The following is a 23,828-nucleotide window of genomic DNA, read 5'->3' on the forward strand; positions in this document are numbered from 1 at the left end:
GCCGCGGGCGCGCCGTCACGGCAGCCCGGCGCCCGGCACGTCGACGCGCAGCACGTCGACGCGCGCGCTGCGCGCTTGCACGGCACCGGCGATCATCGTCGCCGCGGTCACGAGGAAGAGGTCGCGCCGCTCGGGGCCGCCGAGCATGCACGCGATCGCCGTGCGCGCGGGCTCGGGGCCGCCCGCCGGAACGCGCCGGACCACCTCGCCCCCCTCGCGCACGCGCAGGAACTCGCGCGTCGTCGGGCTCGCGGCCCACACGCACCCCTCCGCGTCGAGGCAGATGCCGTCGGGCGTCGCGCCCTTCGGGAGTGCGGCGAACTCGCGCGGCTCCGACAGGTCGCCCTCCGCGTCGACGTCGAAGGCGACGAGGCGGTAGCCGCCGCTCTCGGCCGCGATCAGCGTCGCGCCGTCGGGCGAGAGCACCATTCCGTTGGGCGCCATGAGCCCGTCGGCGACGCGTCGCACGCGCCCGTCCGGGTCGACCCGCACGATGCCGGTCGGGCGGGGATCGATCGGCTCCGCCTCGAGGTCGAAGCCGAGGTTCCCGACGTAGGCGCGGCCCCGCGCGTCGACGACCATGTCGTTGGCGTGGCCACCGCACCAGGGCGAGAGGTCGGCGACGACCTCGAGCGCGCGCTCGCGCAGCCGCAGCAGGCGCTGGTCGACCATCGACACGACGAGCAGGTCGCCGCCGAGGGCGGGCGGAAGCCAGCCGAGGCCCGAAGGCCGGAACGGCACGCGCGCGATCACCTCCGCGCGGCCCCCGAGATCGACGGCGAGCACCTCGCCCGCCGCGATGTCGGACAGCCACAGCCGGCCTTCGTGCCAGCGCGGCCCCTCGGCGAAGGCGAGCCCGGCGATCAGCGTGCGGGGGGAAGCGGGCATGGCGTCTCCTCTCGGCTCTGCGCGCGGTGACTAACGTGCCGCGGGCGCTGCCCGGGCGCGCCGTGCGGAGCGCGCGCCGCGCGGATTGGAGCGCGCGGCGCGCGCCGCGGTCAAGCGCGGCGCGCAGACGCTTTGCGCGCGGGGCGCCGATCGTCGATGCTCGCGCCGCCGCGCGCAGCCCGCGCGCCGCTCCGGGAGGGGTTCCGCGTGGGTCGCATCGCCGCCGTCCTCGTCGCATTCATCGCACTAGCGCTCGCGGGTGTCTACGCCGCCGGGAAGGGCTGGCTCGGCGAGCGGTGGGGCGAGGGCGATCCGGCTCCGCACGCCGTGCCGGCTGCGGTCGTCGCCGCGCGCGCCGCCGCGCAGCGCGCGGCCGCTTCCGACGTCGGGGCGTTCGACGCGAAGCAGATCGTCTTCGGCGACCTTCACGTCCACTCGACCTACTCGGTCGACGCGTTCCAGCTCGCGCTCCCCGCGTCGGGAGGCGACGGCGCGCACCCGGTCGCCGACGCGTGCGACTTCGCGCGCTTCTGCTCGGCGCTCGACTTCTGGTCCATCAACGACCACGCGATGTCGCACACGCCGCGCACGTGGGCCGAGACGATCGACTCGATCCGCGCCTGCAATGCCGTCGCGAGCGACGCAGCGAGCCCCGACACCGTCGCCTATCTCGGTTGGGAATGGACGCAGATGGGCACGACGGCCGAGAACCACTACGGCCACAAGAACGTCGTGCTCCGCGACCTCGATGACGCGCACGTTCCCGCGCGCCCGATCGCGGCGCGCCCGCCGTCCGCGGCGAAGGAGCTGCAGAGCGAAAACGCATCGCCGTCGCCGTTCGCGCTCGGTCTTCTGCCGCTCGTCTCCCGAGACGCGAGCCTGCTCGACTTCGCGACGCTGATGAACGACTTGATCGCCGTTCCCACGTGCCCGCGCGACGTCCCGGTGCGCGAGCTGCCTGCCGACTGCCGCGAGGACGCCGCGACGCCGCGCGAGCTGTTCGACAAGCTCGACGACTGGGGCTTCGCCTCGATCGTGATCCCGCACGGCACGACCTGGGGCACGTACACACCGCTCGGCTCGAGCTGGGACAAGCAGCTGAACTCGACCCAGCACGACCCGCAGCGGCAGACGCTGATCGAGGTCTTCTCGGGGCACGGCAACTCGGAGGAGTTCCGCCCGTTCGAGGAGATCTCGCGCGGCGACGACGGCAGCGTTCGCTGCCCGGGCCCGCAGGCGGGCTACCTGCCGAGCTGCCGGCAGGCCGGCGAGATCGTGCGCTCGCGTTGTGCCGCCGAAGGCGAGTCGGAGGGCGAGTGCGACGCGCGCGCCGCCAAGGCGCGGCAGGACTACGTCGACGCCGACGTGCAGGGCTGGCTCGCCGTTCCCGCGACGAAGGCCGAGGACTGGCTCGATTCCGGCCAGTGCCGCGACTGCTTCCAGCCCGCCTTCAACTACCGACCGAAGAGCTCGCTCCAGTACATGCTCGCGCTGCGCTCGTTCGACCCGCGCGGGCCCGAGCGCTTCCGGTTCGGCGTGATGGCGTCGAGCGACAATCACAGTGCGCGCCCGGGCACGGGATACAAGGAGATCGAGCGCGCGGCCTTCACCGAGTCGCGTTTCGCGACGTTCCGCGACTCGATGCTAGGTGGGCGCGACGGTCGAGCGCCCGAGGCGCGCTCGATCGCGGTCGACCTGCCGAAGCTGATGAAGGAGCAGCGCATGAGCTTCTTCGCGCTGCGCGAGACGGAGCGCGGCGCGAGCTTCTTCCTGAACGGCGGCCTGATCGCGGCGCACAGCGCGGGGCGCGATCGCGATTCGATCTGGCAGGCGATGGAGCGGCGCGAGGTCTACGGGACGAGCGGGCCGCGCATCCTGCTCTGGTTCGATCTCCTGAACGCGCCGGGCGCGCGCGGGCGCGCCCTCCCGATGGGCGGCGAGGTCGCGATGTCCGAGGCGCCGATCTTCCGCGTGCGCGCGGTCGGGTCGTTCGAGCAGAAGCCGGGCTGCCCGGAGTTCACGGGCGAGCTGCTCGACGAGGATCGCATCGAGCGGCTCTGCCGCGGCGAGTGTTACAACCCGAGCGACGTGCGGCGTCCCATCTCGCGCATCGAGGTGGTTCGGATCCGCCCGCAGATCGCGCCCGGCGAGCCGATCGCGCCGCTGATCGAGGACCCGTGGCAGGTCTTCCCGTGCGACGGAGCACCCGAGGGTTGCGCCGCGCACTTCTCCGATCCGGACTTCGGCGCCTCCGGGCGCGACGCCGTGTACTACGCGCGCGCGATCGAGGCGCCGAGCCCGGCCGTCAACGCAGGCGGCCTCCGCTGCGAGCGCGACGCCACGGGAGCGTGCGTGCGCATCCACCCGTGTGTCGGCGTCGACGCCGCCGACGACTGCCTCGCGGAGACCGAGGAGCGCGCCTGGTCGTCGCCGATCTTCGTCGACCACGCGGCGAGCACGGCGCCACGCTAGGTCGCTGGCTCGCTAGGCGGAAGCTTCCCGGGAAGCGGACGTTGACTCGGAGTCGCCCTCGGCTACCGTGCGCGCCGCTCGCGGGGTCGCCCGCGGGCCGCTCCCGCGCGGAGCCGTCTCCACCGTCCCGACGCCGTCGCCGTCCTCACCGCCCGCGCGGGCTCCTCGCGCCGCGCGGCGAGATCGGCCCCCCGGCGCCGCGCCCGGCTGGCAGACTGCCTGCGGGAGAGCAGCGCGCCGCTTCCCGACGACCGGGCCGCGGCCGCGCCGCCAACGCATTCGTGCCACCCGAAGAGGGCAGCCACCATGGCCCGCTACGCCTACGAACGCCTCACCGCCCAGGACAACAGCTTCCTGATCATGGAGTCGCCCAAGCACCACATGCACGTGGCGTCGACGCTGATCTACGACGCCGGGCCGCTGCGCACGAAGGAAGGCGGCATCGACTTCGAGCGCGTCAAGGCGGCGACCGAGGGCTACCTCCACCGCATCCCGCGCTACCGCCAGAAGCTCCACTTCATCCCGCTCGAAGGCAGCGCCGTGTGGGTCGACGACCGGCACTTCAGCCTCGACTACCACGTTCGCCACGCCGCGCTCCCGAAGCCCGGCAGCGACGAGCAGCTCCGGCGCCTCGCGTCGCGCATCATGGCCATGCCGCTCGATCGCGCGCGGCCGCTCTGGGAGACGTGGATCGTCGAGGGGCTCGAGGGTGATCGATTCGCGGTGATCACGAAGATCCACCACTGCATGATCGACGGCTCGTCGGGCGTCGACGTCGCGCAGATCATGATGCGCGCGACGCCCGACCGCGACATTCCGCAGGCTCCCGCCTTCATGCCGCGCCCGGCGCCGAGCAACACCGAGCTGCTGCGCGCCGAGCTCTGGCACCGCGCGACGCTCCCGCTCGAGGCCGTGCGCAATTTCCGCGCCTTCGCCGCCGAGACGGACGACCTGCGCCGCGAGCTCGCGGCGCGCGCGGGCATCCTCGCGTCGACGCTCGGCATGGGAACGAAGGGCGACGAAACGCCGATGAACGGCGTCAACGGCCCGCACCGCCGGTTCGACTGGCTCAACACCTCGCTCGAGGATCTCAAGGCCGTCCGACGCGCGCTGTCCGCGACGATCAACGACGTCGTGCTCACGATCGTGACGGGGGCCGTGCGCGAGTACCTGACGCTGCGGGGCATCGACCCGGCGTCGCTCGAGTTCCGCATCTCGGCGCCGGTGAGCGTGCGCAGCGAGGAGGAGCGCGGGCGCCTCGGGAACCGCGTCTCGTCGTGGATCCTGGCGCTGCCGATCGACCAGGCCGACCCGCGCGCCCAGCTCGAGCGCATCCACGAGACGACGCAGGACCTGAAGGGCACGAACCAGGCGCTCGGCGTCGAGATGATGATGCAGGTCGCGGAGTGGACGCCGTCGATCCTGCTGTCGCTCGGCGCGCAGGCGATCAACGGCCCGATCAACACGATCGTCACGAACGTGCCGGGCCCGCAGTTCCCGCTCTACCTGCAGGGCGCGGAGCTCGAGGCGATCTATCCGCAGGTGCCGCTGCTCCCTGGGCTCGGCATCGGCATCGCCCTGATGAGCTACAACGGCCGCGTCTGCTGGGGCTTCAACAGCGACCCCGACATCGTTCCGGACGGCACGGAGTTCGCGAAGCTCGTCGCGAAGTCGTTCCGCCGCGTCGCCGAGGCCGCGGGCGTCGAGCTGAGCGAGAAGCCGAAGGCCGGCGCGAGCGCGCCCGCGTCCCGCAAGAAGGCGAAGAAGGCGAAGGACGAGGCCGCGGCGCTCGGCAACGGCTCGGGCGAGCACGTCGTCCTCGCCTGACGCGCGCGCGGCAGGAGCGCGGCAGGAGCGCGGCAGGAGCGCGGCGGGAGCGGCGGAGGCTAGGCGCCCCCGATCGCACCCGCGGCGCGCAGCGCGGCGATCGCGTCGTCGGCGAGCCCGAGGTCGGCGCGCAGCACCTCGTCGGTGTGCTGGCCGAGCGTCGGCCAGCGCCGGACCGGCCCCTCCGCGACCTCCGACAGCTTGATCGGGTTCCCCGCCACGAGGAGCGGCGCGTCCGCGTCGGGCCGCGGCACCTCGATGATCATGTCGTGGCTGCGCACGTGCGGGTCGGCGACGACGTGGGCCGGCGAGAAGCACGGGCCCGCCGCGATGCCCGCGCTCGTGAGCGCCGTGCACGCCTCGAGCATCGTCTTGTCGCTCGCCCACGCCTCGACGGCCGGCTGGACGACGTCGGCGAAGTGCTCCTGCCACCCGCTGCGGTCGGCGAAGCGCGGGTCGTCGAGCCACTCCGCGTGGCCGACCGCGCGGCTGAAGATCTCGAGCTGGTGCGGGCGCACGGCCTGCGCGATGAAGTAGCCGTCCTTCGCGCGGAACGTGTTCACGATGCCCGCCACGCGCGACTTGCGCTCGAACACGCCCATCGAGTGGAAGAACGGCACGATGTCCGCCATCGCGACCATTGCGTCGAACATCGCGACGTCGACGTGCTGGCCGCGCCCGGTCGCGTCGCGGTGGCGCAGCGCGGCGAGCATCCCGATCGTCGCGAAGAGCGCGGAGCCGATGTCGCCGAGCGCGCCCGCCGGGCCGAGCCGCGGGTACTCGCCCTCGCGCCGGTGGATCTCGTAGAAGCCCGCCATCGCCTCGGCGATCGACGCGTAGGCCGGCCAGCTCGCGTAGGGCGACGGCAGCAGGTTGCCGAAGCCCGAGACGGACACGTAGACGAGCCGCGCGTTCACGGCGGCGAGGTCGGCGTAGCCGAGGCCGAGGCGCTGCATGGTTCCCGGCTTGAAGTTCTCGCCGACGACGTCGTAGTGCGCGGCGAGGCGCTTGACGAGCGCGACGCCGTCGGGGTGCTTGAGGTCGATGGCGATGCTGCGCTTCGAGAGCGAGTTGCGCAGGTAGGTCGCGCCGACGTCGCGGCCGTCGACGTCGCGCACGGCGGGCAGCGAGCCGCGCCCCGAGTCGCCCGTCACCGGGTGCTCGACCTTCACGACGTCGGCGCCGAGGTGCGCGAGCAGCTGCGTCGCGAAGGGAAGCGCCTGCATCTGCTCGATCGCGAGGATGCGCACACCGTCGAGCGGCTTCGAGCCGTCGCCGCGCTCCCCGCCCGCGATCTCTCCGATCTTCACCGCGTTCCTCCCGTGCGTCCCGCGAGCTCCTCGCCGGGCCGGTACTCGCGCTCGAGGTGCGCGCGCAGCGCGGATTCGTCCAGGTAGACGGGCTTCGTTCCCTCTGCGAGGAAGAGCTCGACCTGGTCGTCGTAGTGCGGCGACGAGGCGTCGAGCGTCGCGCTGCCGTACTGGTGGACCGACTCGCTCGAGACCTCGCCGTCGCGATCCCACTCGACGAACATGATGAACGAGTCGCCGGTGTTCGGGACGAGCACGCCGTCGTCGTCGGGCGAGAAGTCCTCGAGCGCGCGCAGCACGTCGGGGCCGCCGTTCGCGGGCAGGTCGAGCGTGCCGCGCCGGAACCGGTTGACCTCGCCCCACGTGGGGTCGACGCGCCCGTAGCGATCGCGCAGCCGCTCGACGACGCGCGGGAACGTGTCGACGGCGCGCGGGACGTCGGCCTCGCCCTTCATCTCCGCGACCAGCGTCGGGAGCGCGGTCAGGACGCCGAGCGCGGCGGCGCGGTCGTCGAGCTCGACCGAGAAGCCCCAGCTCGCGAGTCGCTCCTGCGCGTCGCGCAGCACCGCGTCGTCGCCGTAGTCGGCGGCGAGCACCTCGGCGACGACGTCGCGCACGCGGGCGTCCTCGGAGTAGCGCTTGTCGTACTTGTACTCGCGGAACTCGTCGCGCGTGATCCAGCGATCCTGGCCGTAGAGCTCGAGCGCGCGCAGCGCGCGGTTGGTCATGCGCGTCTCGAAGCCCGATTCGGGGGCGAAGTCCTCGGGGCGCGGGTCGTCGCCGAGGCCGCTCGAGCGGAAGGGCGTGTGGTTCGCGCTCACGACGAACCCCGAGCGCGGGTCGACGACCTGCGGTGCCTCGTCGATGCCGCGGGTCTCCGTCCAGACGAGGTCGCTGCGGTCGCCCGGCAGGTAGGCCTGCCAGTCCCAGCCCGGCGCGCGCACGGGCGACTGCGCGTTGTAGAGATAGGCGATGCGACCCTCCGCGTCGGCGTAGACGAAGTTCAGGCTCGGGATCGCGCCCATGCGCATCGCGTCGCGCCACTCGTCGTACGAGCCCGCGCGGTTCATGCGGTAGTACTGCTCGAGCTGGCGCACCTCGCCCATGCCGACGAAGCGGAGCGCGTAGGCGCCGTGCGACGTGATGCTCACGGGCCCGTGCACGCTGCGCACGATCTCGCGGCGCACGGGCCAGTGCAGCCGTCCGAGCAGCTTCACGTCGAGCACCGTCTCCTCGCGCTCGAGCGGACGCCACTCGCCGTCGAGGCGGTAGTGCGAGCCGTCCTCGTCGAGCGCGAGCACGTACACGTCGGCGAGGTCGGGGCGGTTCACGGTGCTCGCCCAGCCGAGCCGCCGGTTGTGGCCGTGCAGCACGACGGGCGAGCCCGGGAAGACGCCGCCCGCCATGTCCCAGCCTTCTTCGCTGTGCAGGTGCACCTCGTACCACGACACCTGCCCGACGTAGGGCTGGTGCGAGTTCACGAGCAGGCGCGTCGCGCCGTCCGCCGAGCGGCGCGGGCCGACGGCGACCGCGTTCGAGCCGAGGAGCCCGCCGCCGGTGACGAGGCGGAGCGCGGCCTCGACCGGCGCTTCGGGACCGGGCGGCGCGAACGGGTCGGCCGCGGTCTCGCGCCGCCGCGCGTCCCCGAAGATCTCCGCGATCGTCGACTGCAGCCCGTAGAAGAGCGGCATGCGCGCGGCGAAGCCGGCCGCGACGTCGCGCCCCGTCGCCGGCACGACGCCCGGCCACACCTCGCGCGGGTGCAGGGCCGCGTAGTGGTTCACGCCGTCGGCGTAGGCCTCGGCGATCGCGCGCGCGGCGGGCGAGAGATCCGCCTCGTAGCGCGCGTCGACCGCGGCGCGGCCGCCCATCCAGCGCACGACGTAGTCGAGCGGCGCGGCGGACGCGCCCTTCACGCTCGCGAGCCGGCCGCGCGCGGTGAGCAGCACCTCCTGGATCGTCGCGAAGTCGTCCTCGCTGTGCGCGTAGGCGAGCCCGTAGGCGACGTCGGCGTCGGTCCGCCCGTACACGTGCGGAACGCCGTAGTCGTCGCGCAGGATGCGGACGTCGTAGCGCTCGGCGGCCGCGAGGAGCGGGGCGGGGTCGAAGTGGGCGCGCTCGGGAGCGAGCAGCCACGCGCCGCCCGCGATCGCGCAGCCGAGCGCGAGCGCGACCCACGCACCGGCGCCGCGCGCGGGCGGGACGGGCGCGCAGGGGCGCGCAGGGGCGTCGGGGGGCGGCGGCATGGCGCGCCACGATAGCCGAGCGCGCGCGGGCCGCCGCCCGGCCGCGGTCGCCTAACGTCCGCCGATGCCCTCGGCGGCGAGCCGCGCGCGCACGTCGTCGCGCAGCGCGCCCTTCGCGACCTTCCCGCCCGAGGAGCGCGGGATTTCGTCGAGGACGATCAGGCGCTCGGGGAGGCTCTCGCTCGAGACGTCGCGCGCGCGCAGGTGGGCGACCAGCTCGGGCAGCGCGAGCGAGGCGCCCGGCGCGAGCTCGACGTAGACGCAGACCTTCTCGCCGAAGACGGGGTCGGGCATCGCCACTGCGGCCGCGAGCTGCACGGCCGGATGCGTCGCCACGAGCTGCTCGACGGCGGGCGCGCTCACGTTCTTCCCGCCGCGGATGATGAAGTCGCCCGAGCGGCCGACGATCGCGAGGTAGCCGTCGGCGTCGAGGCGCGCGACGTCGCCCGTGCGCATCCAGCCGTCCGGCGTGTAGAGCGCGGCGTTCGCCTCGTCGTCGTTCCAGTAGCCGCGCGACAGCAGCGGGCCCCGGCACGCCGGCTGGCCCTCGCCGGTCGCGGTCGTGTCGCGACCCTCGTCGTCGACGAGCCGCACGTGCATCGAGGGGATCGGGCGGCCGGCCGTGCGCAGGCGCTTCTCGCGCGGGTCGCGCAGCGTCGTGTTCGAGAGCGCCCCCGTCTCGTTCGAGCCGTAGAACTGGAGCACGCGCGCGCCCGTGCGGTCCTCGAACTGGCTCGCGCGCTCGTACGGCACGGCCTCGCCGCCCGTGAAGAGCGCGCGCAGCGAGCGCAGGTCGTGCCGCTCGAGCGCGTCGCTCCCGAGCATCATCACGAACTGCGTGCTGACGGCGGCGAGCACGCTGACGCGGTGACGCTCGATCGCGGCGATCGCCGCTTCGGCCGTGAAGCGCGGCATCACGACGCAGGGCGCGCCGAGCAGCGCCGGCGTGAAGTGCGCCGTCCACAGGCCGAAGCCGAAGGGCGCGGGAATGACGCTCATGAAGACGTCGTCCTCGGTCATGTCGGCGGCGGCGGCGGCGAGCGCGTGGAAGTGGATCCAGCGCGCCTGGTCGTGCGCCACGCACTTCGGCATGCCGGTGGTGCCGGAGGTCGAGTTGAGCAGGAAGACCTCGTCGACGCGACGCGCCGCGTCCGCGGGCGGTGCCGCGGCGCCGGCGCGCTCCGCGCCGTCGACGCGCAGCGGCGCATCGGTCTCGAGCTCGCCCTCCGCGACGACGTGATGCGCGAGCGGGAGCGCCGCGTCGCGCGCGCCGGCCGCGAAGTCGGCCATGTCGAGGTCGCGATAGCGCGCGCGGCTCACGAGCGCGCGCGCGCCGCTGCGGCGCAGCAGGTGGAGGAGCTCGGCGCGGCCCGCGCGCGGGCCGATGCCCATCGTCACGAGTCCGGCCTTCTCGACGGCGAGGTACGCCGCGTGCACGCCCGGCCCGTCGGGCAGCACGACCGCGACGCGCTCGCCGCGGGCGAGCCCGAGCGAAGCGAGCGCGCCGGCGAGCCGCGTCGAGCGCGCGTCGTACTCGCGCCACGACATCGCGCAGCCGTCGCCGTGGAAGGCGACCGCCTCGGGACGGGCGGCGGCGTGGTCGCGAACGGTCTGGGCGAGCGTCTTCACGAGCGAGCTCCGGCGTGGCGCGGCGGCGCGCGCGGATCGCGCGCGCACGGCCGACGGGATACCGCGCCGCGCGGCGCGCGGCCAGCCCGCGCGGTCGTCCTGCGCGCTCGCTCCGCGCGCTTGTTCCGCGCTCGCGCGCGGGGATAGACTGCGCGCCCCGCCGCCGCTCCCGCGGTGCGCGGGCCCGGGAGGACACGTCGATGGGTCGCTGGAGTCGCCAGGAGCTCGAGGAAGCGTTCGACAACTATCAAGCGATGGCGCTCAAGGCCGGCACGTCCGGCGACTGGCGCTGCTGGGCCGATCTCTTCACCGAGGATGCGACCTACGTCGAGCACCTCTTCGGCACGTTCGGCGGACGCGAGGCGATCTACAACTGGATCCAGAAGACGATGTCGACCGCGCCGAACGACGAGATGAAGTTCTTCCCGATCGACTGGTACGTGATCGACGAGGAGCGCGGCTGGATCGTCTGCAAGGTGTGGAACCGCTTCATGGACCCGGGCGACGGCAGCGTCCACCAGGAGTACAACGTCACGATCCTCAAGTACGCGGGCAACGGCCGCTTCTCGTACGAGGAGGACGTCTACAACCCCGCGCACTTCGGCAAGATGGTGAAGGGCTACATCGACCGCCGCGACGAGCTCGCCGCGAAGAAGCAGAAGGGTGCCGCGTCGCGATGAAGGTCCTCGTGATGGGCGGCACGAGCTTCAACGGGCTCGCGCTCGTGCGCGAGCTCGCGAAGACGGGCCACGACGTCACGATCTGCAACCGCGGGAAGACCGACGCCGCGCTCCCGCGCGGCGTCGCGCGCGTCGCCTGCGACCGCACGGACGCGGCCGCCGTGCGCGCGGCGCTCGGGGGCCGCGAGTTCGACGCCGTCTTCGACATCAGCGCCTACACGCCGGCGGACGTCGAGCTCATGGTCGAGCTCTTCCGCGGGCGCACCGGGCACTACCTGTTCGCGAGCTCGACCGTCATCTACGCGCCGACGAACCTGCTGCCGATCACGGAGGGCCACCCGCTCGACCGCGGGCCGCGCCAGAACGGCTACGGCGCCAACAAGATCCTGTGCGAGGAGATCCTGCTGCGCGAGTGGCGCGAGCGCGCCTTCCCGTGCTCGATCGTCGCGTTCTCGATGGTCTTCGGGCCGAACAACATCATCCCCGACCGCGAGCAGCGCATGTTCGCGCGCATGCTGCAGGGACGGAAGGTGCTGATCCCGGGCGACGGGACGACGCTCGGGATGGTCGGCCACGTCGACGACCAGGCGCGCGCGATGCGGATGATGATGCAGAACCCGAGGACGTTCGGGCGCCGCTACAACCTGACGGGCGACGACTACTACAGCGACGAGGGCTACGTCGACACCATCGCCGAGGTCACCGGCCGGGGCGCTTCGAACGTCGAGAAGGTCTTCGTCCCGCCGGCGCTGATGGACCGGCTGTGGTCGGGGGAGGTCGCGGTCGGCGGCCGCGGGAGCGGGACGACGAGCACGGTGCGGGCGAGCTTCGATGCGCGCAGCCAGCAGCTCTTCAAGCTGCAGGGCCTCGTGCAGCGCCTCGCGCCGAACCTCCACCACTGGAACCGCAGCGTGCTCTTCAGCGTGGAGCGCCTGAAGCAGGACACGGGCTGGCGCCCCGAGTACACGTTCGCGAGCGCGGTCGAGCACACCTGGGAGTGGTTCGTGCGCGAAGGGCTCGACCGCACGCGCGAGTTCGACTTCTCGTTCGAGGACGAGATCCTGGCGCTCGTCGAGCGCTGACCCGCGCGCCCGGCGCGCATCCGCCTGCGAGGACGAAGATGGCCTGGGACTTCGAGACCGACCCCGAGTTCGAGGAGACGCTCGCGTGGATGCGCGCGTTCGTGCGCGACGAGATCGAGCCGATCGACGTGATCTCGGACGAGCTCGATCAGGCGCAGCTCGACGTGCTGACCGCGCCGCTCAAGGAGGAGGTGAAGCGCCGCGGGCTCTGGGCCGCGCACCTCGACAAGGAGCTCGGCGGGCAGGGGCTCGGCCAGGTGAAGCTCGCGCTGATGCACGAGGTCCTCGGGCGCACGCTGCACGGCCCCGAGGTCTTCGGCAACCAGGCGCCCGACTCCGGCAATGCCGAGCTCCTCGCGCACGGCGCGACCGAGGCCCAGAAGGATCGCTGGCTGTGGCCGCTCCTCGACGGGAAGCTGCGCAGCTCGTTCTCGATGACGGAGGCGCACGTCGCGGGCTCGGACCCGACGGGCATCCGCACGCGCGCGGTGCGCGACGGCGACGCCTGGGTGATCGACGGGCACAAGTGGTTCGCGTCGAACGCGGACATCGCGGACTTCACCATCCTGATGGCGGTGACCGACCCCGACGCGCCGCCGCACCGGCGCGCGAGCATGTTCGTCGTGCCGAAGGACACGCCGGGCATGCGCATCGTGCGCAGCCCGGGGACGATGTCGCACCCCGACCGCCATCCGAAGAAGGGGCGCGGCGGCAGCCACTGCGAGGTGTACTACGAGGGCGCGCGCATCCCGCTCGACCACCTGATCGGGCAGCCGGGGCAGGGCTTCCAGCTCGCGCAGACGCGGCTCGGCGGCGGTCGCATCCACCACGCGATGCGCCTGCTCGGCCAGACCGAGCGCGCCTTCGACATGATGATCGAGCGCGCGGCGTCGCGGGAGTCGCACGGGCGGCTGCTGCGCGACCACCAGATGGTGCAGGACGCGATCGCGCTCTCCGCGATCGGCATCGAGACGCAGCGCCTGCTCACGCTCAAGGCGGCCTGGACGATCGACCGCACCGGCGCCGCGAACTCGCGCGCCGAGATCGCGATGATCAAGTACTACGGCGCGAAGGTGGCGCTCGAGGTGATCGACCGCTCCATCCAGATCCACGGCTCGCTCGGCTACACGACCGACCTGCCGCTCGAGCGCATGTACCGCATGGCGCGCGCGCTGCGCATCGCGGACGGCGCCGACGAGGTGCACAAGGTGACGATCGCCAAGCACTTCCTGCGCGGCGTCGAGCCGGTCGAGGGCTGGCCGAGCGAGTGGCTCCCGGCGAAGCGCGAGGCCGCGGTGGCGAAGTTCCGCCACCTCGTCGACCTGCACGTCGAGAACCTGTGAGCGGCGCGCGCCGCGCGCGCGCCCAGGCGGGCGAGGGCGCTCGCTAGTCGGGCAGCGCGGTCTTGAGGCCGTCGACCGACGACGCCCCGCACACGCTGAAGACCTGGCCGCTCACGAAGCTCGCCGCGTCGCTCGCGAGCCAGAGCACCGCGTTCGCGACGTCGCGGCCCGTGCCGAGGCGGCCGACCGGCGTCGGCGGGCGCGCGCCCCGCGCCTCGCCGCCGAGCGCGGCCGAGACGCGCGCCATGCCCTCGGTGTCCGCGATCGGCCCCGGGGCCACGGCGTTGGCGCGGATGCCCTTCGGGCCCCACTCGACGGCCTGCGTCCGGGTCAGCGCGTCGACGCCCATCTTCGCGGCGGCGACGTGCGCCTGGAGCGCGACGCCCTGGTGGTCGAACGGCGCCGAGATGTTCACGATGCAGCCGCCGTGCGCGGCGAGCCACGCGTGATAGGCCGCCTTCGAGACGTTGTAGGTGCCGAGCAGGTCGATCCCGACGACCGCCTTGAAGCCGTTGTACGAGATGCCGCTCATCGGCGCCGGGAAGTTGCCGGCCGCGTTGTTGACGACGACGTCGAGGCGACCCCAGCGCTCGAGCACGCCGGCGACGACGGCCTCGACCTGCGCGGGCTCGCGCACGTCGCAGGTGAGCCCGAGGCACGCGATGCCCTCGCTCTCGAGCGCGCGCGCCGCGGCGTCGATCACCTCGCGGCGGCGGCTCGCGATCGCGACCTTCGCGCCGTGCTCGCCGAGGCAGCGCGCGATCTCGAAGCCGATGCCCGTGCCGCCGCCCGTCACGAGCGCGACGCGTCCCGCGAGCACGTCCGGTCGGAAGCAGCTCACGCGCGTCCCTCCTGCGCGGCGATGGCCGGCATCACCTCGTTCGCGAAGAGCTCGAGGCTCTGCCATCCGAGCTCGGGCGGGATGCCGCCGCCGAGCGGGAAGTGGCGGAACGCGGCGCCCGGCTCGCGCGCGTACGCGATGCACTGCTCGGGCGTCCACACGCGGTACTTCCCCTCGGCGCGGAGGTCGGCCACCGTCGTCGCGCCGCTGTGCTGGTAGGACCGCTGCTCGGGGCGCTGCCAGCTCGCGTAGGTCCGCGCGTCGTGCAGCCAGTGCTCGCCGATCGCCGCCCACGCGGCGTCCGGGTCCTTCGCGACGAAGAGCATCCACGGCTCGACCGGGTCGATCAGGACGGGGCGCGCGACGCCGAGGCGCGCGCACTCCTCGCGGTAGACCGCGTTCAGCGCCTCGTCGTGGATGGGCGGGCCGAACGGCAGGCCGAAGCGCGCGGCGCGCTTCGCGGCGGCGGGCGTCGAGCCGCCGACGATCACGAACGGGTGCGGCTTCGAGATCGGCTTCGGCGTGACGCGGATCGTCTCGCCGCGGTAGGTGAACGGCTCGCCCGTCCAGGCCGCGAGCAGCGTCTCGAGCAGCTCGTCGAGGATCCGGCCGCGCCGCGCGAACTCGCGACTCGTCGCGTGGTACTCGACCGGCCGGTAGCCGAGGCCGGCCGTGAACGAGAAGCGCCCGCCGCTCAGGATGTCGAGCACGGCGACGTCCTCGGCGAGGCGCACCGGGTCGTGCAGCGGCGCGAGCAGCGCCGACACGGTGATCGCGATGCGCTGCGTGCGCGCGGCGACGGCCGCGGCCATGACGAGCGGCGACGGCAGATAGCCGTCGTCGACGCAGTGGTGCTCGGAGAGGATGACGGCCTGGAAGCCGCGCTCGTCGGCGAAGCGCGCCATCTCGAGGCTCGCGTCGTAGATCGCCTTGCGCGGCGTCGTCGCGAACGCGGGCACGCGGAAGTCGAAGCGGATCATCGCGGGCGCGGGCATCGGAGCGGGCCTCGGGTGGAGCGGGGCAGTGCGGTCGTCGCTGCGCGTCGCCGTGCGCACCGGCAGCGCGAACGCGGCGCGGCAGCATACCACCGGCAGTCGGCGGCGATCGCGCCTCGCGCGCGCGCGCCCGACGCGTGCGCGGCGTTGACCGGGGAGCGCGCGCGGTGCCACGCTGCGCGACCCCTCGCCCGGAGCTCCGCGTGTCGCAGGCCCCCGCTGCCCCCGACGTTCCCGACGTTGCGCTCGCCGCGGCGCCCGCCTCGCCGGCCGCGGCGTGGCGCGCGATCCAGGCGGCGTTCCTCGTGTCGGGCGCGTGCGGTCTCGCGTACGAGGTGCTGTGGGGGCGCTGGCTCGCGTCGGTGCTCGGCAGCAGCGCGACCGCCGCATGCGTCGTGCTCGCCGCCTACATGGGCGGGCAGGCGATCGGCGCCGCGGCGTTCGGCGCGCTCTCGCTGCGGCTGCGGCGGCCGCTCGTCACCTACGTCGCCGTCGAGATCGCGATCGGCGCCGCAGCGCTCGCCTTCCCGCACGTCGCCGATCGCGCGCTCGGCCTCGCGCCGTCGCTGCGCGTCGCGAGCGCGGTCGCGCTCCTGCTCGTTCCGACCGTGCTGCTCGGCGGCACCGTGCCGCTCGTGCTGCGCTGGTCCGAGGTGGCGTCGCTCCCGGCCGGCGCGACGCTCGCGCGGCTCTACGGGCTCAACACCGTCGGCGCGGCCGTCGGCGCGGTCGCGACGGGCTTCGCGCTCGTGCCGTCGCTCGGGCTCGCCGCGTCGAACGCGCTCGCCGCGTGCGGGAACTTCGCGGTCGCCGCCGCGGTCGGGTGGCTCGCGGCGCGCACCGCGGCATCGACCGCGGCCGCCGGCGTGCGCGCGCCGGAGCTCGAGCCGCCCGCCGCCGCTCGCGCGGCGCCCGCGCCGCCCGGCGCCGTCGCGCCCGCCTCCGCGTCCGCGCGGCCCGCGCCCGCCTTCCTGCTCCACGCGCTCGCGTTCGCGTCGGGCTTCGTCGCGTTCGGGCTCGAGATCGTCTTCCTGCGCCTGCTGCGCATCACGCTCTCGAGCACGACGTACACGTTCACGCTCGTGATCGCGACCTTCGTCGCGGGCATCGGCGTCGGCGGGCTGCTCGCGGCGCGCCGGCCCGAGCGCGCGCCGGTCGCGGCCGACCTCGCGCGGCTGCAGCTCGCACTCGTGGCGCTCCTGCTCGTCGACTTCGGGCTCGCGCCGTGGACGCAGCAGCTCGGCGCGGCGTTCGGCGGCGGCTTCCTCGCGACGCAGCTCGAGGCCGCGGTGCTGTGCGCGGTGCTGCTGCTGCCGGTGACGCTCGTGATGGGCGCCGCGTTCCCGCTGCTCGGTCGGCTCTTCATGGCGCGGGGCGGGCGCGGCGCGCGCGTCGGCGCGCTCTACGCCGCGAACACGCTCGGCGCGGTCTCGGGCGCGGTGGCGACGACGGTGCTCGCCATCCCCGCGCTCGGCACCTCGCGCACGTACCTCGCGCTCGTCGCGCTCGCCGCGGCGTCGATGGTCGTCTACGTCGGGCTCGCGTCGCCGGGGCTCGATGACCGCGTGCGCGCGGGCTCGCGCGCCGCGCTCGCCGCGCTCGCCGCGGTGGCGCTGCTCGCGCCGGCGTGGCCGCCCGTGTACCTCGGCGTCAGCGCCGGCTACCTGCGCGGCGACGCGCGGGCGGAGATCGCGCGCGAGGTCGAGTACTTCGCGGAGGGAGCGAGCTCGACCGTGCTCGTGCACCGCCTCCCCATCGGCTCGGTGATGCGCATCGACGGCAAGCCGGTCGCGAGCTCGGCGCCGGGCGACCTCGCCAACCAGCTCCTGCTCGGCCACCTGCCCGCGCTGCTCGCGGGCGCGCCGAGGAGCGGCCTCGTCGTCGGCATGGGCACGGGAATGACGCTCGGCGCGCTCGCGCAGCACGGGCTCGAGCGGCTCGACGTGGTCGAGCTCGAGCGGCGCGTGCCCGACGGCGCGCGCCTGTTCGCGGAGCACAACGGCTCGGTGCTCGACCGGCCCGAGCTGCGGGTCGTGTTCGACGACGGCTTCAACTTCCTGCACGCCGAGTCGCACCGCTACGACGTCGTCACGTCGGACCCGATCCACCCGTTCGTGCGCGGCGGCGCGACGCTCTACTCCGCCGACTACTTCGCGCGCGCGTCCGCGCGGCTGTCCGAGCGCGGCGTCTTCGCGCATTGGCTCCCGCTCGCGAACATGGGCGAGGGCGACTTCGCGATGATCGTCCGCAGCTTCACGGACGTCTTCCCCTACGCGCGGCTGTACTGGAACGGCTCCGAGGACGGCGTGCTGGTCGGGCGCAACGTGCCGTGGAACGAGCCGGAGATCGCGCCGGGCGAGTTCGCGCGCGTCGCGCGCTCGCTCGAGCGGATGTACGTCGAGAGCCTCGACGCCTTCGCCGCGCTGCGCGCGGCGGATCGCGCGCAGCTCGTCGCGTGGGCGGGGGACGGGCCGCGCAGCACGCTCGACCGGCCGCTGCTCGAGTTCAGCGCGCCGCGCGCGATGCACGAGTGGACGCTCGACCGCAACCTGCGCACGCTCGCGCGCTGGCGCGGGGAGGCGCGCGAGCCGGGCGCGCCGTGGCACGCGCTGGGGCTCGCGTTGCGGCTGCTCGGCGTGGTCGCGCCGTCGGGCGACCTCGCGGCGCTGCGCGGCCTCTGGGCGGAGGCGACGGGCTGCGCGGCCGGCGACGCGCGCTGCGCGCCGCGTCCGGGCTCGGAGCTCCTGCGCCGCGCGCTCTTCGAGCAGACGTTCCGCGCGGGCGCGCGCGAGGCGCGCGCCGCGGCGGCGGGCGCGCCGGACGTCGCGCGCGCGCGCGCGGCGGACGTGCTGCTCGCGATGGCGCAGCGCATCGCCTCGCCCGCGCGCGCGGAGGAGGCGCTCGTCGTCGAGCGCGAGCGCGCGCGCCTGCGCGCGGCGGCGCCGGGCGTCGTCAGCCCGCCTTGATCGCGCGCACGAGGTCGGCGACCGCGTCCGGGTCGCCCGTCTCGTCGTACATCGTGAGCATCGTGCGGTCGGCGTAGGGGCCGTTGCGCTCGCGCAGCTTCGCGCCGACCTCGGCCGGCGTCCCGCACACGCCGATCGCGTCGATCATGTCGTCCGTCACGAGCGCCATCATCTCGAACCACTTGCCCTGCTTCGAGAGGCGGTTCAGCTCCTGGTGGACGTCGCCCCAGCCGTTGTGCTCGAGCACGACGTTGTAGGCGGGCGTCGAGCCGTAGAACGAGATCTGTCCCTTGGCCTTGCCGCGCGCGCGCTCGAGCTGCTCGTCGTTCGCGCCGAGCATCACGATCGTCTGGCACGAGACCTCGAAGTCCGTGCGCTTGCGGTCGCTCTTCGCGAAGCCGCGCGCGAGCGCGGGGTGCACGACCTCGGCGAGGAAGGAGGGCGTGTTGAGCGGGTGCACGTAGAGGCCGTCGGCCACCTCGCCCGCCACCTCGATCATGCGCGGGCCGACGCCGGCCGTGAAGATGCGCGGCGGGCCTTCGGGATTGGGGCCGGGGTTGAAGACGGGCGTCATCAGCGTGTGCGTGTAGAACTCGCCGCGGAAATCGAGCCGGTCGTTCGTCTCCCACGTGTGCCAGATGGCGCGGATCGCCTGCACGAACTCGCGCATGCGCGCCGCCGGCTTCGACCACGGCATGCTGAAGCGCTTCTCGATGTGGGGCCGGATCTGCGAGCCGAGCCCGAGGATGAAGCGCCCTCGCGTGTAGACCTGGAGGTCGTACGCGATCTGCGCGCACAGCATCGGGTTGCGGGCGAACGCGATCGCGACGCCGGTCGCGAACTGCAGGTGCTCGGTGCGCTCCGCCGCGCGCAGGACGGGGAAGAACGGGTCGTGCGGGCCCTCGAACGAGATCGCGCAGTCGATTCCCTGCTGCTCCATTCTTCGTGCGACCGCCGGGAGCTCCCGGAAGTCGTCCGCCATCATCGCGGCCTCGACCTTCATGCGACCTCGCTCGCGCGCGCGCGCCGTGCTCGGAGTGGGCGCGCAGTCTACCGCGCGCGGATCCCGTGTAGAATCGGCGCCCTTCCGGGCGGCGCGCGAATCCGCACGCACACGCCCGCGACCGAGGAGGCTCGACGTGCCCGACTTCAGCCAGCCCGAGACGCGACTCTTCATCGACGGCGACTTCCGCGCCGCGCGCTCCGGTCGCAGCTTCGACAACGTCGACCCCGCGACGGAGGAGGCCTTCGGCACCTGCGCGGACGCCGGGCCCGAGGACATGCGCGAGGCGATCGACGCCGCGCAGCGCGCGTTCGACGCGACGGCGTGGGCGAGCGACGTCGCGCTGCGCAAGCGCGTGCTGACGCAGCTGCGCGAGGGGCTCGAGAAGGAGAAGGAGCACCTGCGGCTGCAGACGGTGCGCGAGGTCGGCAGCCCGATCCAGCTCACCTACGGGCCGCAGATGCAGTCGGTCCTCGACGACATGCAGTGGGTGATCGACCTGCTCGACCGCTACGCGTTCGAGCACGAGATCGGCGTCCACGAGTTCTTCGGCATGAAGAGCCAGCGCATCGTGCGGCGCGAGCCCGTCGGCGTCGTCGCGGCGATCAGCCCGTGGAACTTCCCGATCCAGGTGACGTGGGCGAAGACGATGCCCGCGCTCGCGGCGGGCAACACCGTCGTGCTCAAGCCCGCTCCCGACACGCCCTACCACGCGACCTTCCTCGCGCGCGTCGCGGCCGAGTACACGGACATGCCGAAGGGCGTGCTCAACGTCGTGACGGCGCACGACCCGGCCGAGGTCGGCGAGGTGCTGACGACCGACCCGCGCGTCGGCCTCGTCTCGTTCACCGGCTCGACGGCGGTCGGACGCCGCATCATGGCGAACGCCTCCGCGACGCTGAAGAAGGTCTTCCTCGAGCTCGGCGGGAAGTCGGCGAACATCGTGCTCGACGACGCCGACTTCGGCGCCGTGCTCCCGTCGGCGGCGATGACGTGCATGCACGGCGGGCAGGGCTGCGCGATCACGACGCGCCTCCTGCTCCCGCGCGCGCGCTACGACGAGGGCCTCGCGATCGTGAAGGCGGCCTTCGAGGCCGTGAAGTACGGCGACCCGATGGACCCGCAGAACATCCAGGGGCCGCAGGTGAGCCGCCGGCAGCAGGAGCGCGTGCTCGACTACGTGCGCAAGGGCGTCGAGGAGGGCGCGCGGCTCGTCGTCGGCGGCAAGCGGCCCGCGCACCTGCCGAAGGGCTTCTACGTCGAGCCGACGCTCTTCGCCGACGTCGACAACGCGATGACCATCGCGCAGGAGGAGATCTTCGGGCCGGTGCTCGTCGCGATCCCGTACGAGGACGACGACGACGCCGTGCGCATCGCGAACGACTCGATCTACGGCCTCTCGGGCGCCGTGCTGTCGGCCTCGCAGGAGCGCGCGATGGCGGTCGCACGCAGGCTCCGCACCGGGACGGTGGGCGTGAACGGCGGGATGTGGTTCGGCCCCGACTCGCCCTTCGGCGGCTACAAGCAGAGCGGCATCGGCCGCGAGATGGGCGTGCAGGGCTTCGAGGAGTACCTCGAGACCAAGACGATCGGCGTGCGCGTCTGATCCCGCTCGGTGCGCGGCCGCCTAGCGTCCGCGGTCCGCGCTCCAGATGCCGGCGCCGCGGGCCGCGATGAACAGGAAGGCGAAGCAGTAGAGCGCGGCCGGCTCGCCGCCGTTCTGGATCGGGAGCACGGCCTTCGTGCCGTGCGCCATCCAGTAGGCGAAGGCCATGAGCCCGCTGCACAGGAAGGCCGCCCAGCGCGTCTGGTATCCGACCATCACGAGGATGCCGCCGAAGAGCTCGATCGGGCCGGCCACGTAGAGGATGAACGGCGGGACGCCGTCGGGCATCCCGGGCGGGAAGCCGAGCAGCTTCTGCGCGCCGTGCCACAGGAACAGGAACCCGGTCACGATCCGGAACGCGGCGTAGGCCTGCGCCTCGAACGGCCTCAGGAACGGAGCCATCCATCGTCCTCCCGCGCCGCACTCGCGGCGGCGCCTAGCCTCGCTTCACGCGCTTCGCCCAGCCTTCGTCGAAGGGCGCCATGAACACGAGATCGAGCTTCATGTAGGCGTGCAGCCAGCGGCCGTCGACGCGCCGGTAGCGGTCGTGCTCGACGCCGACCATCCAGTGGGCGCGGCCGTTGCGCGCCGTGCACGGCGCGAGGATGTCCCACGTTCCGTGGCCGACGTCGCCGTCGACCTGGACCTGCGGCTTCGCGAAGAAGTGCCACGCGAAGTGGAGCTGCGAGGTGCGGAAGTGCGCCTCGATCGCGGCGCGTCCGACGACGCGGCCGAGCTGCGGGCCGCCGTCCCACACGGCGTCCTCGGTGAAGAGCTGCGCGATCTCGCGCGCGAGCGGGGCGAGGCGCTCGGGCGGCACGAGCCCGTCGCCGGCATAGCGTCGATCGGTCACCTCGCCGTAGCGCGCCTTGAGGCGGTGGATCGCCTGCACGCCCTCGACCTCGTCGAGTCGGCGCTCGAGCGCTTCGATGCGCGCGAGGAGCGCGGAGGCGTCGCGCGCGTCGCCGCTCATCGCGCGCCGCCTTCGCTCGCGACGGGCGCGCCGACCACCCGGCACACGAACCCGACCGAGTTGCGCGCGTCGACGAATCCCTTCTCGTCCTCGATGGCCAGGGCGCCCGTCTCCGACCCGACGGCCGCGCGCACGAACTCCTCGGCCGAGCGCAGGTGCAGCTCCGGGATGCCGTCGATGCGGTGCACGCCGAAGCCCGCGACGCGCGCCGCGGCGCGCGCGGCCTGGGGGTCGACGTGGAGCTGGTCGTAGCCCGCGATGCCCTCGGTGCGGCGGCCGAACTCGGCGTGCGGCCCGCCCCAGTGCGCCTGGAACGCGGCCGTCGTCGAGCCCGCCTTGTGGCGCATCAGGTACACGAAGCGCATCGGCCCCTCGCCGCCGACGATGCGGCGCCGCTCCGCGACGACCGCGCCGCACAGGTCGGGCTGCACGAGGTCGCCGAGGCGCGCGTCCGCGCCGCGCGCGACGTCCGCGAGCGCGTCGGCACCCGCGCCGGGCGGCGCGTCGACGGCGAGCACGGCCTCGAACGCGCGCGGGGCCGCGTACTGCGCGGCGAACGGGTCGGGCGCGATGCGCGCGAGGACGAGCGCGCGCCCGCCCGCGCCGAGCATCGCGGCGGCGCGGCGCGCCTCGCCGGCGAGCCGCGCGACGAGCGCGTCGTCGCAGCCGTCGCGCGCGGCGAGCAGCAGTCGCAGCGTGAGCATCGCCGTCCTCCGGTTCGCGGGCTCGACCGGCCGCGCGCGGTTCCGACGCCGGAGGCCACGGTGTAGCATGCCGCGCGCGCGCGCCGCGCTGCGATCGTTCACCGCTCCCGCCGCGCGCGCCCGCACCGGAGGCCCCATGCTCTCTTCCTGGGACGACTACCCCGTCCACCAGACGTCCGAGCCCGTGCGCTTCGTCGGGACGAGCGACCGCAACTTCTACGACCGCTACTACTTCAACCTGCACGGCTCGAGCGACGAGCTGTTCATGGTGATGGGGCTCGGCCAGTACCCGAACCTCGCCGTGCAGGACGCGTTCGCCGTCGTGCGCCGCGGCGACGACCACCGCGTCGTGCGCGCCTCGCGCGTGCTCGGCGATCGCCGCGACACGAGCGTCGGGCCGTTCCGCGTGGAGGTCGTCGAGCCGCTGCGGCGCGTGCGCTTCGTGCTCGAGGCGAACGAGCACGGCATCGCGGCCGACCTGCTGTGGACCGGGTCGATCCCCGCCTTCGAGGAGCCGAAGCAGTACATCCGCAAGCACGGCCGCGTGCTCTTCGACACCTCGCGCTTCGCGCAGACGGGCTGCTGGGAGGGCACGCTCGTCGTCGGCGACGAGACGTTCGCGGTGACGCCCGACCGCTGGTGGGGGACGCGCGACCGCTCGTGGGGCGTGCGCCCGGTCGGCGAGCCCGAGCACCCCGGCGTGCGCGGGCCGGAGGGCCAGATGTCGGGGATGTGGAACTACTTCCCGATGCAGTTCGACGACCACTCCATCCTCTACATCGTGCAACAGCGCAACGACGGCGTGCGCGAGCTCGAGGAGTCGGTGCGCATCTGGAGCGACCCGTCGCGCGAGCCGGAGTGGCTCGGGCGGCCCGAGTACGACCACGTGCAGGCGTCGAAGGGCTCGCGCATGCTGGTCGGCTCGACGGTCCGCTTCCCCGACGCGCCGGGCGGCGCGCTCGAGGTGAAGTGCACGCCGCTCACGCACTGCATGATCGCGGTCGGCACGGGCTACGGAATGGACGCCGACTGGCGCCACGGCATGTACCAGGGCGAGCTCGTCGTGCAGGGGCTGCACCGGAGCCACGCCGAGATCGCGCCGCTCGGGCAGTTCGGCGTCGTCGACCACGTCGCGCGCTTCGAGGCCAGCAACGGCAAGACGGGCTACGGGCTCTACGAGCACGGCTTCTTCGGCGCGTTCGACGAGCTCGACGTCCCCGACCCGATGGGCGGGCGCTAGGCCGTGCGCGGTCGCGCGCGCCC

At 73.7% G+C, this 23,828-nt stretch carries 18 protein-coding genes; 8 read left to right on the top strand and 10 right to left on the bottom strand.

What is annotated here, in order from left to right; all coding sequences use genetic code 11:
* Positions 1 to 15: 15 nt before the first annotated feature.
* Entirely contained in the window at positions 16 to 888 is an 873-nt protein-coding gene (locus R3E88_16855; GenBank protein ID MEZ4218159.1) for an SMP-30/gluconolactonase/LRE family protein, read from the bottom strand.
* 207 nt (positions 889 to 1,095) lie between these two features.
* Here R3E88_16855 and R3E88_16860 point away from each other — a divergent pair, with 207 nt between their 5' ends.
* The gene (locus tag R3E88_16860) at positions 1,096 to 3,360 is read left to right on the top strand and encodes a DUF3604 domain-containing protein (protein ID MEZ4218160.1); all 2,265 of its coding nucleotides are present in this window, start codon (positions 1,096 to 1,098) and stop codon (positions 3,358 to 3,360) included.
* A gap of 306 nt (positions 3,361 to 3,666) precedes the next feature.
* Positions 3,667 to 5,187 carry a wax ester/triacylglycerol synthase family O-acyltransferase gene (locus R3E88_16865; protein MEZ4218161.1) on the top strand — a complete coding sequence of 507 codons (1,521 nt, stop codon included), beginning with the start codon at positions 3,667 to 3,669 and terminating at the stop codon, positions 5,185 to 5,187.
* Positions 5,188 to 5,246: 59 nt separating this feature from the next.
* Here R3E88_16865 and R3E88_16870 read toward each other — a convergent pair whose 3' ends face one another.
* Genes R3E88_16870 through R3E88_16880 form a run of 3 tightly spaced genes read right to left on the bottom strand, consistent with a single transcriptional unit; the run spans position 5,247 to position 10,372 of the window.
* Positions 5,247 to 6,497, bottom strand: a complete 1,251-nt coding sequence (locus tag R3E88_16870) for a CoA transferase (GenBank protein MEZ4218162.1) — start codon at positions 6,495 to 6,497, stop codon at positions 5,247 to 5,249.
* Positions 6,494 to 8,743, bottom strand: coding sequence for an acylase (locus R3E88_16875; protein ID MEZ4218163.1), 2,250 nt, complete (start codon positions 8,741 to 8,743; stop codon positions 6,494 to 6,496). The genes R3E88_16870 and R3E88_16875 overlap by 4 nt, the downstream gene beginning before the upstream one ends.
* Positions 8,744 to 8,794: 51 nt before the next feature.
* Positions 8,795 to 10,372 (bottom strand): class I adenylate-forming enzyme family protein, encoded by a 1,578-nt coding sequence (locus tag R3E88_16880; protein MEZ4218164.1) that lies wholly within the window; start codon positions 10,370 to 10,372, stop codon positions 8,795 to 8,797.
* A gap of 200 nt (positions 10,373 to 10,572) precedes the next feature.
* On the opposite strand from R3E88_16880, the gene R3E88_16885 reads away from it, so the two are divergent.
* The 3 genes from R3E88_16885 to R3E88_16895 are packed head-to-tail and all read left to right on the top strand — an operon-like array spanning position 10,573 to position 13,477.
* Positions 10,573 to 11,052 carry a nuclear transport factor 2 family protein gene (locus R3E88_16885; GenBank protein ID MEZ4218165.1) on the top strand — a complete coding sequence of 160 codons (480 nt, stop codon included), beginning with the start codon at positions 10,573 to 10,575 and terminating at the stop codon, positions 11,050 to 11,052.
* The gene (locus tag R3E88_16890) at positions 11,049 to 12,134 is read left to right on the top strand and encodes an NAD-dependent epimerase/dehydratase family protein (protein MEZ4218166.1); all 1,086 of its coding nucleotides are present in this window, start codon (positions 11,049 to 11,051) and stop codon (positions 12,132 to 12,134) included. The genes R3E88_16885 and R3E88_16890 overlap by 4 nt, the downstream gene beginning before the upstream one ends.
* A 38-nt stretch (positions 12,135 to 12,172) precedes the next feature.
* On the top strand, positions 12,173 to 13,477 hold the full coding sequence (locus R3E88_16895; GenBank protein ID MEZ4218167.1) for an acyl-CoA dehydrogenase family protein: 1,305 nt from the start codon (positions 12,173 to 12,175) through the stop codon (positions 13,475 to 13,477).
* 43 nt (positions 13,478 to 13,520) lie between these two features.
* On the opposite strand, the gene R3E88_16900 is transcribed toward R3E88_16895, so the two are convergent.
* Both R3E88_16900 and R3E88_16905 read right to left on the bottom strand, forming a co-directional pair.
* On the bottom strand, positions 13,521 to 14,318 hold the full coding sequence (locus R3E88_16900) for an SDR family oxidoreductase (protein MEZ4218168.1): 798 nt from the start codon (positions 14,316 to 14,318) through the stop codon (positions 13,521 to 13,523).
* Positions 14,315 to 15,313 carry an LLM class flavin-dependent oxidoreductase gene (locus tag R3E88_16905; GenBank protein MEZ4218169.1) on the bottom strand — a complete coding sequence of 333 codons (999 nt, stop codon included), beginning with the start codon at positions 15,311 to 15,313 and terminating at the stop codon, positions 14,315 to 14,317. Before R3E88_16905 ends, R3E88_16900 begins: the two co-directional genes overlap by 4 nt.
* A 203-nt stretch (positions 15,314 to 15,516) precedes the next feature.
* Here R3E88_16905 and R3E88_16910 point away from each other — a divergent pair, with 203 nt between their 5' ends.
* On the top strand, positions 15,517 to 18,279 hold the full coding sequence (locus tag R3E88_16910) for a hypothetical protein (protein ID MEZ4218170.1): 2,763 nt from the start codon (positions 15,517 to 15,519) through the stop codon (positions 18,277 to 18,279).
* On the opposite strand, the gene R3E88_16915 is transcribed toward R3E88_16910, so the two are convergent.
* Positions 18,266 to 19,282, bottom strand: a complete 1,017-nt coding sequence (locus tag R3E88_16915; protein ID MEZ4218171.1) for a TIGR03617 family F420-dependent LLM class oxidoreductase — start codon at positions 19,280 to 19,282, stop codon at positions 18,266 to 18,268. The genes R3E88_16910 and R3E88_16915 overlap by 14 nt on opposite strands.
* Positions 19,283 to 19,418: 136 nt before the next feature.
* Between R3E88_16915 and R3E88_16920 the strand changes: the two genes are divergently transcribed.
* Positions 19,419 to 20,888, top strand: a complete 1,470-nt coding sequence (locus R3E88_16920) for an aldehyde dehydrogenase family protein (GenBank protein MEZ4218172.1) — start codon at positions 19,419 to 19,421, stop codon at positions 20,886 to 20,888.
* 21 nt (positions 20,889 to 20,909) lie between these two features.
* Here R3E88_16920 and R3E88_16925 read toward each other — a convergent pair whose 3' ends face one another.
* From R3E88_16925 to R3E88_16935, 3 genes are read right to left on the bottom strand one after another with little or no spacing between them, the layout of a single operon-like run.
* The gene (locus R3E88_16925; GenBank protein ID MEZ4218173.1) at positions 20,910 to 21,290 is read right to left on the bottom strand and encodes a DoxX family protein; all 381 of its coding nucleotides are present in this window, start codon (positions 21,288 to 21,290) and stop codon (positions 20,910 to 20,912) included.
* 34 nt (positions 21,291 to 21,324) lie between these two features.
* Positions 21,325 to 21,861, bottom strand: coding sequence for a nuclear transport factor 2 family protein (locus tag R3E88_16930; protein ID MEZ4218174.1), 537 nt, complete (start codon positions 21,859 to 21,861; stop codon positions 21,325 to 21,327).
* Positions 21,858 to 22,565: an EthD domain-containing protein gene (locus tag R3E88_16935; protein ID MEZ4218175.1), complete on the bottom strand. Its 708-nt coding sequence runs from the start codon at positions 22,563 to 22,565 to the stop codon at positions 21,858 to 21,860. The genes R3E88_16930 and R3E88_16935 overlap by 4 nt, the downstream gene beginning before the upstream one ends.
* A gap of 136 nt (positions 22,566 to 22,701) precedes the next feature.
* On the opposite strand from R3E88_16935, the gene R3E88_16940 reads away from it, so the two are divergent.
* The gene (locus R3E88_16940; protein ID MEZ4218176.1) at positions 22,702 to 23,805 is read left to right on the top strand and encodes a hypothetical protein; all 1,104 of its coding nucleotides are present in this window, start codon (positions 22,702 to 22,704) and stop codon (positions 23,803 to 23,805) included.
* The last annotated feature ends 23 nt before the right edge of the window (positions 23,806 to 23,828 follow it).

Source organism: Myxococcota bacterium (assembly GCA_041389495.1).
Classification (GTDB): Bacteria; Myxococcota_A; UBA9160; order UBA9160; family UBA4427; genus JAWKRT01.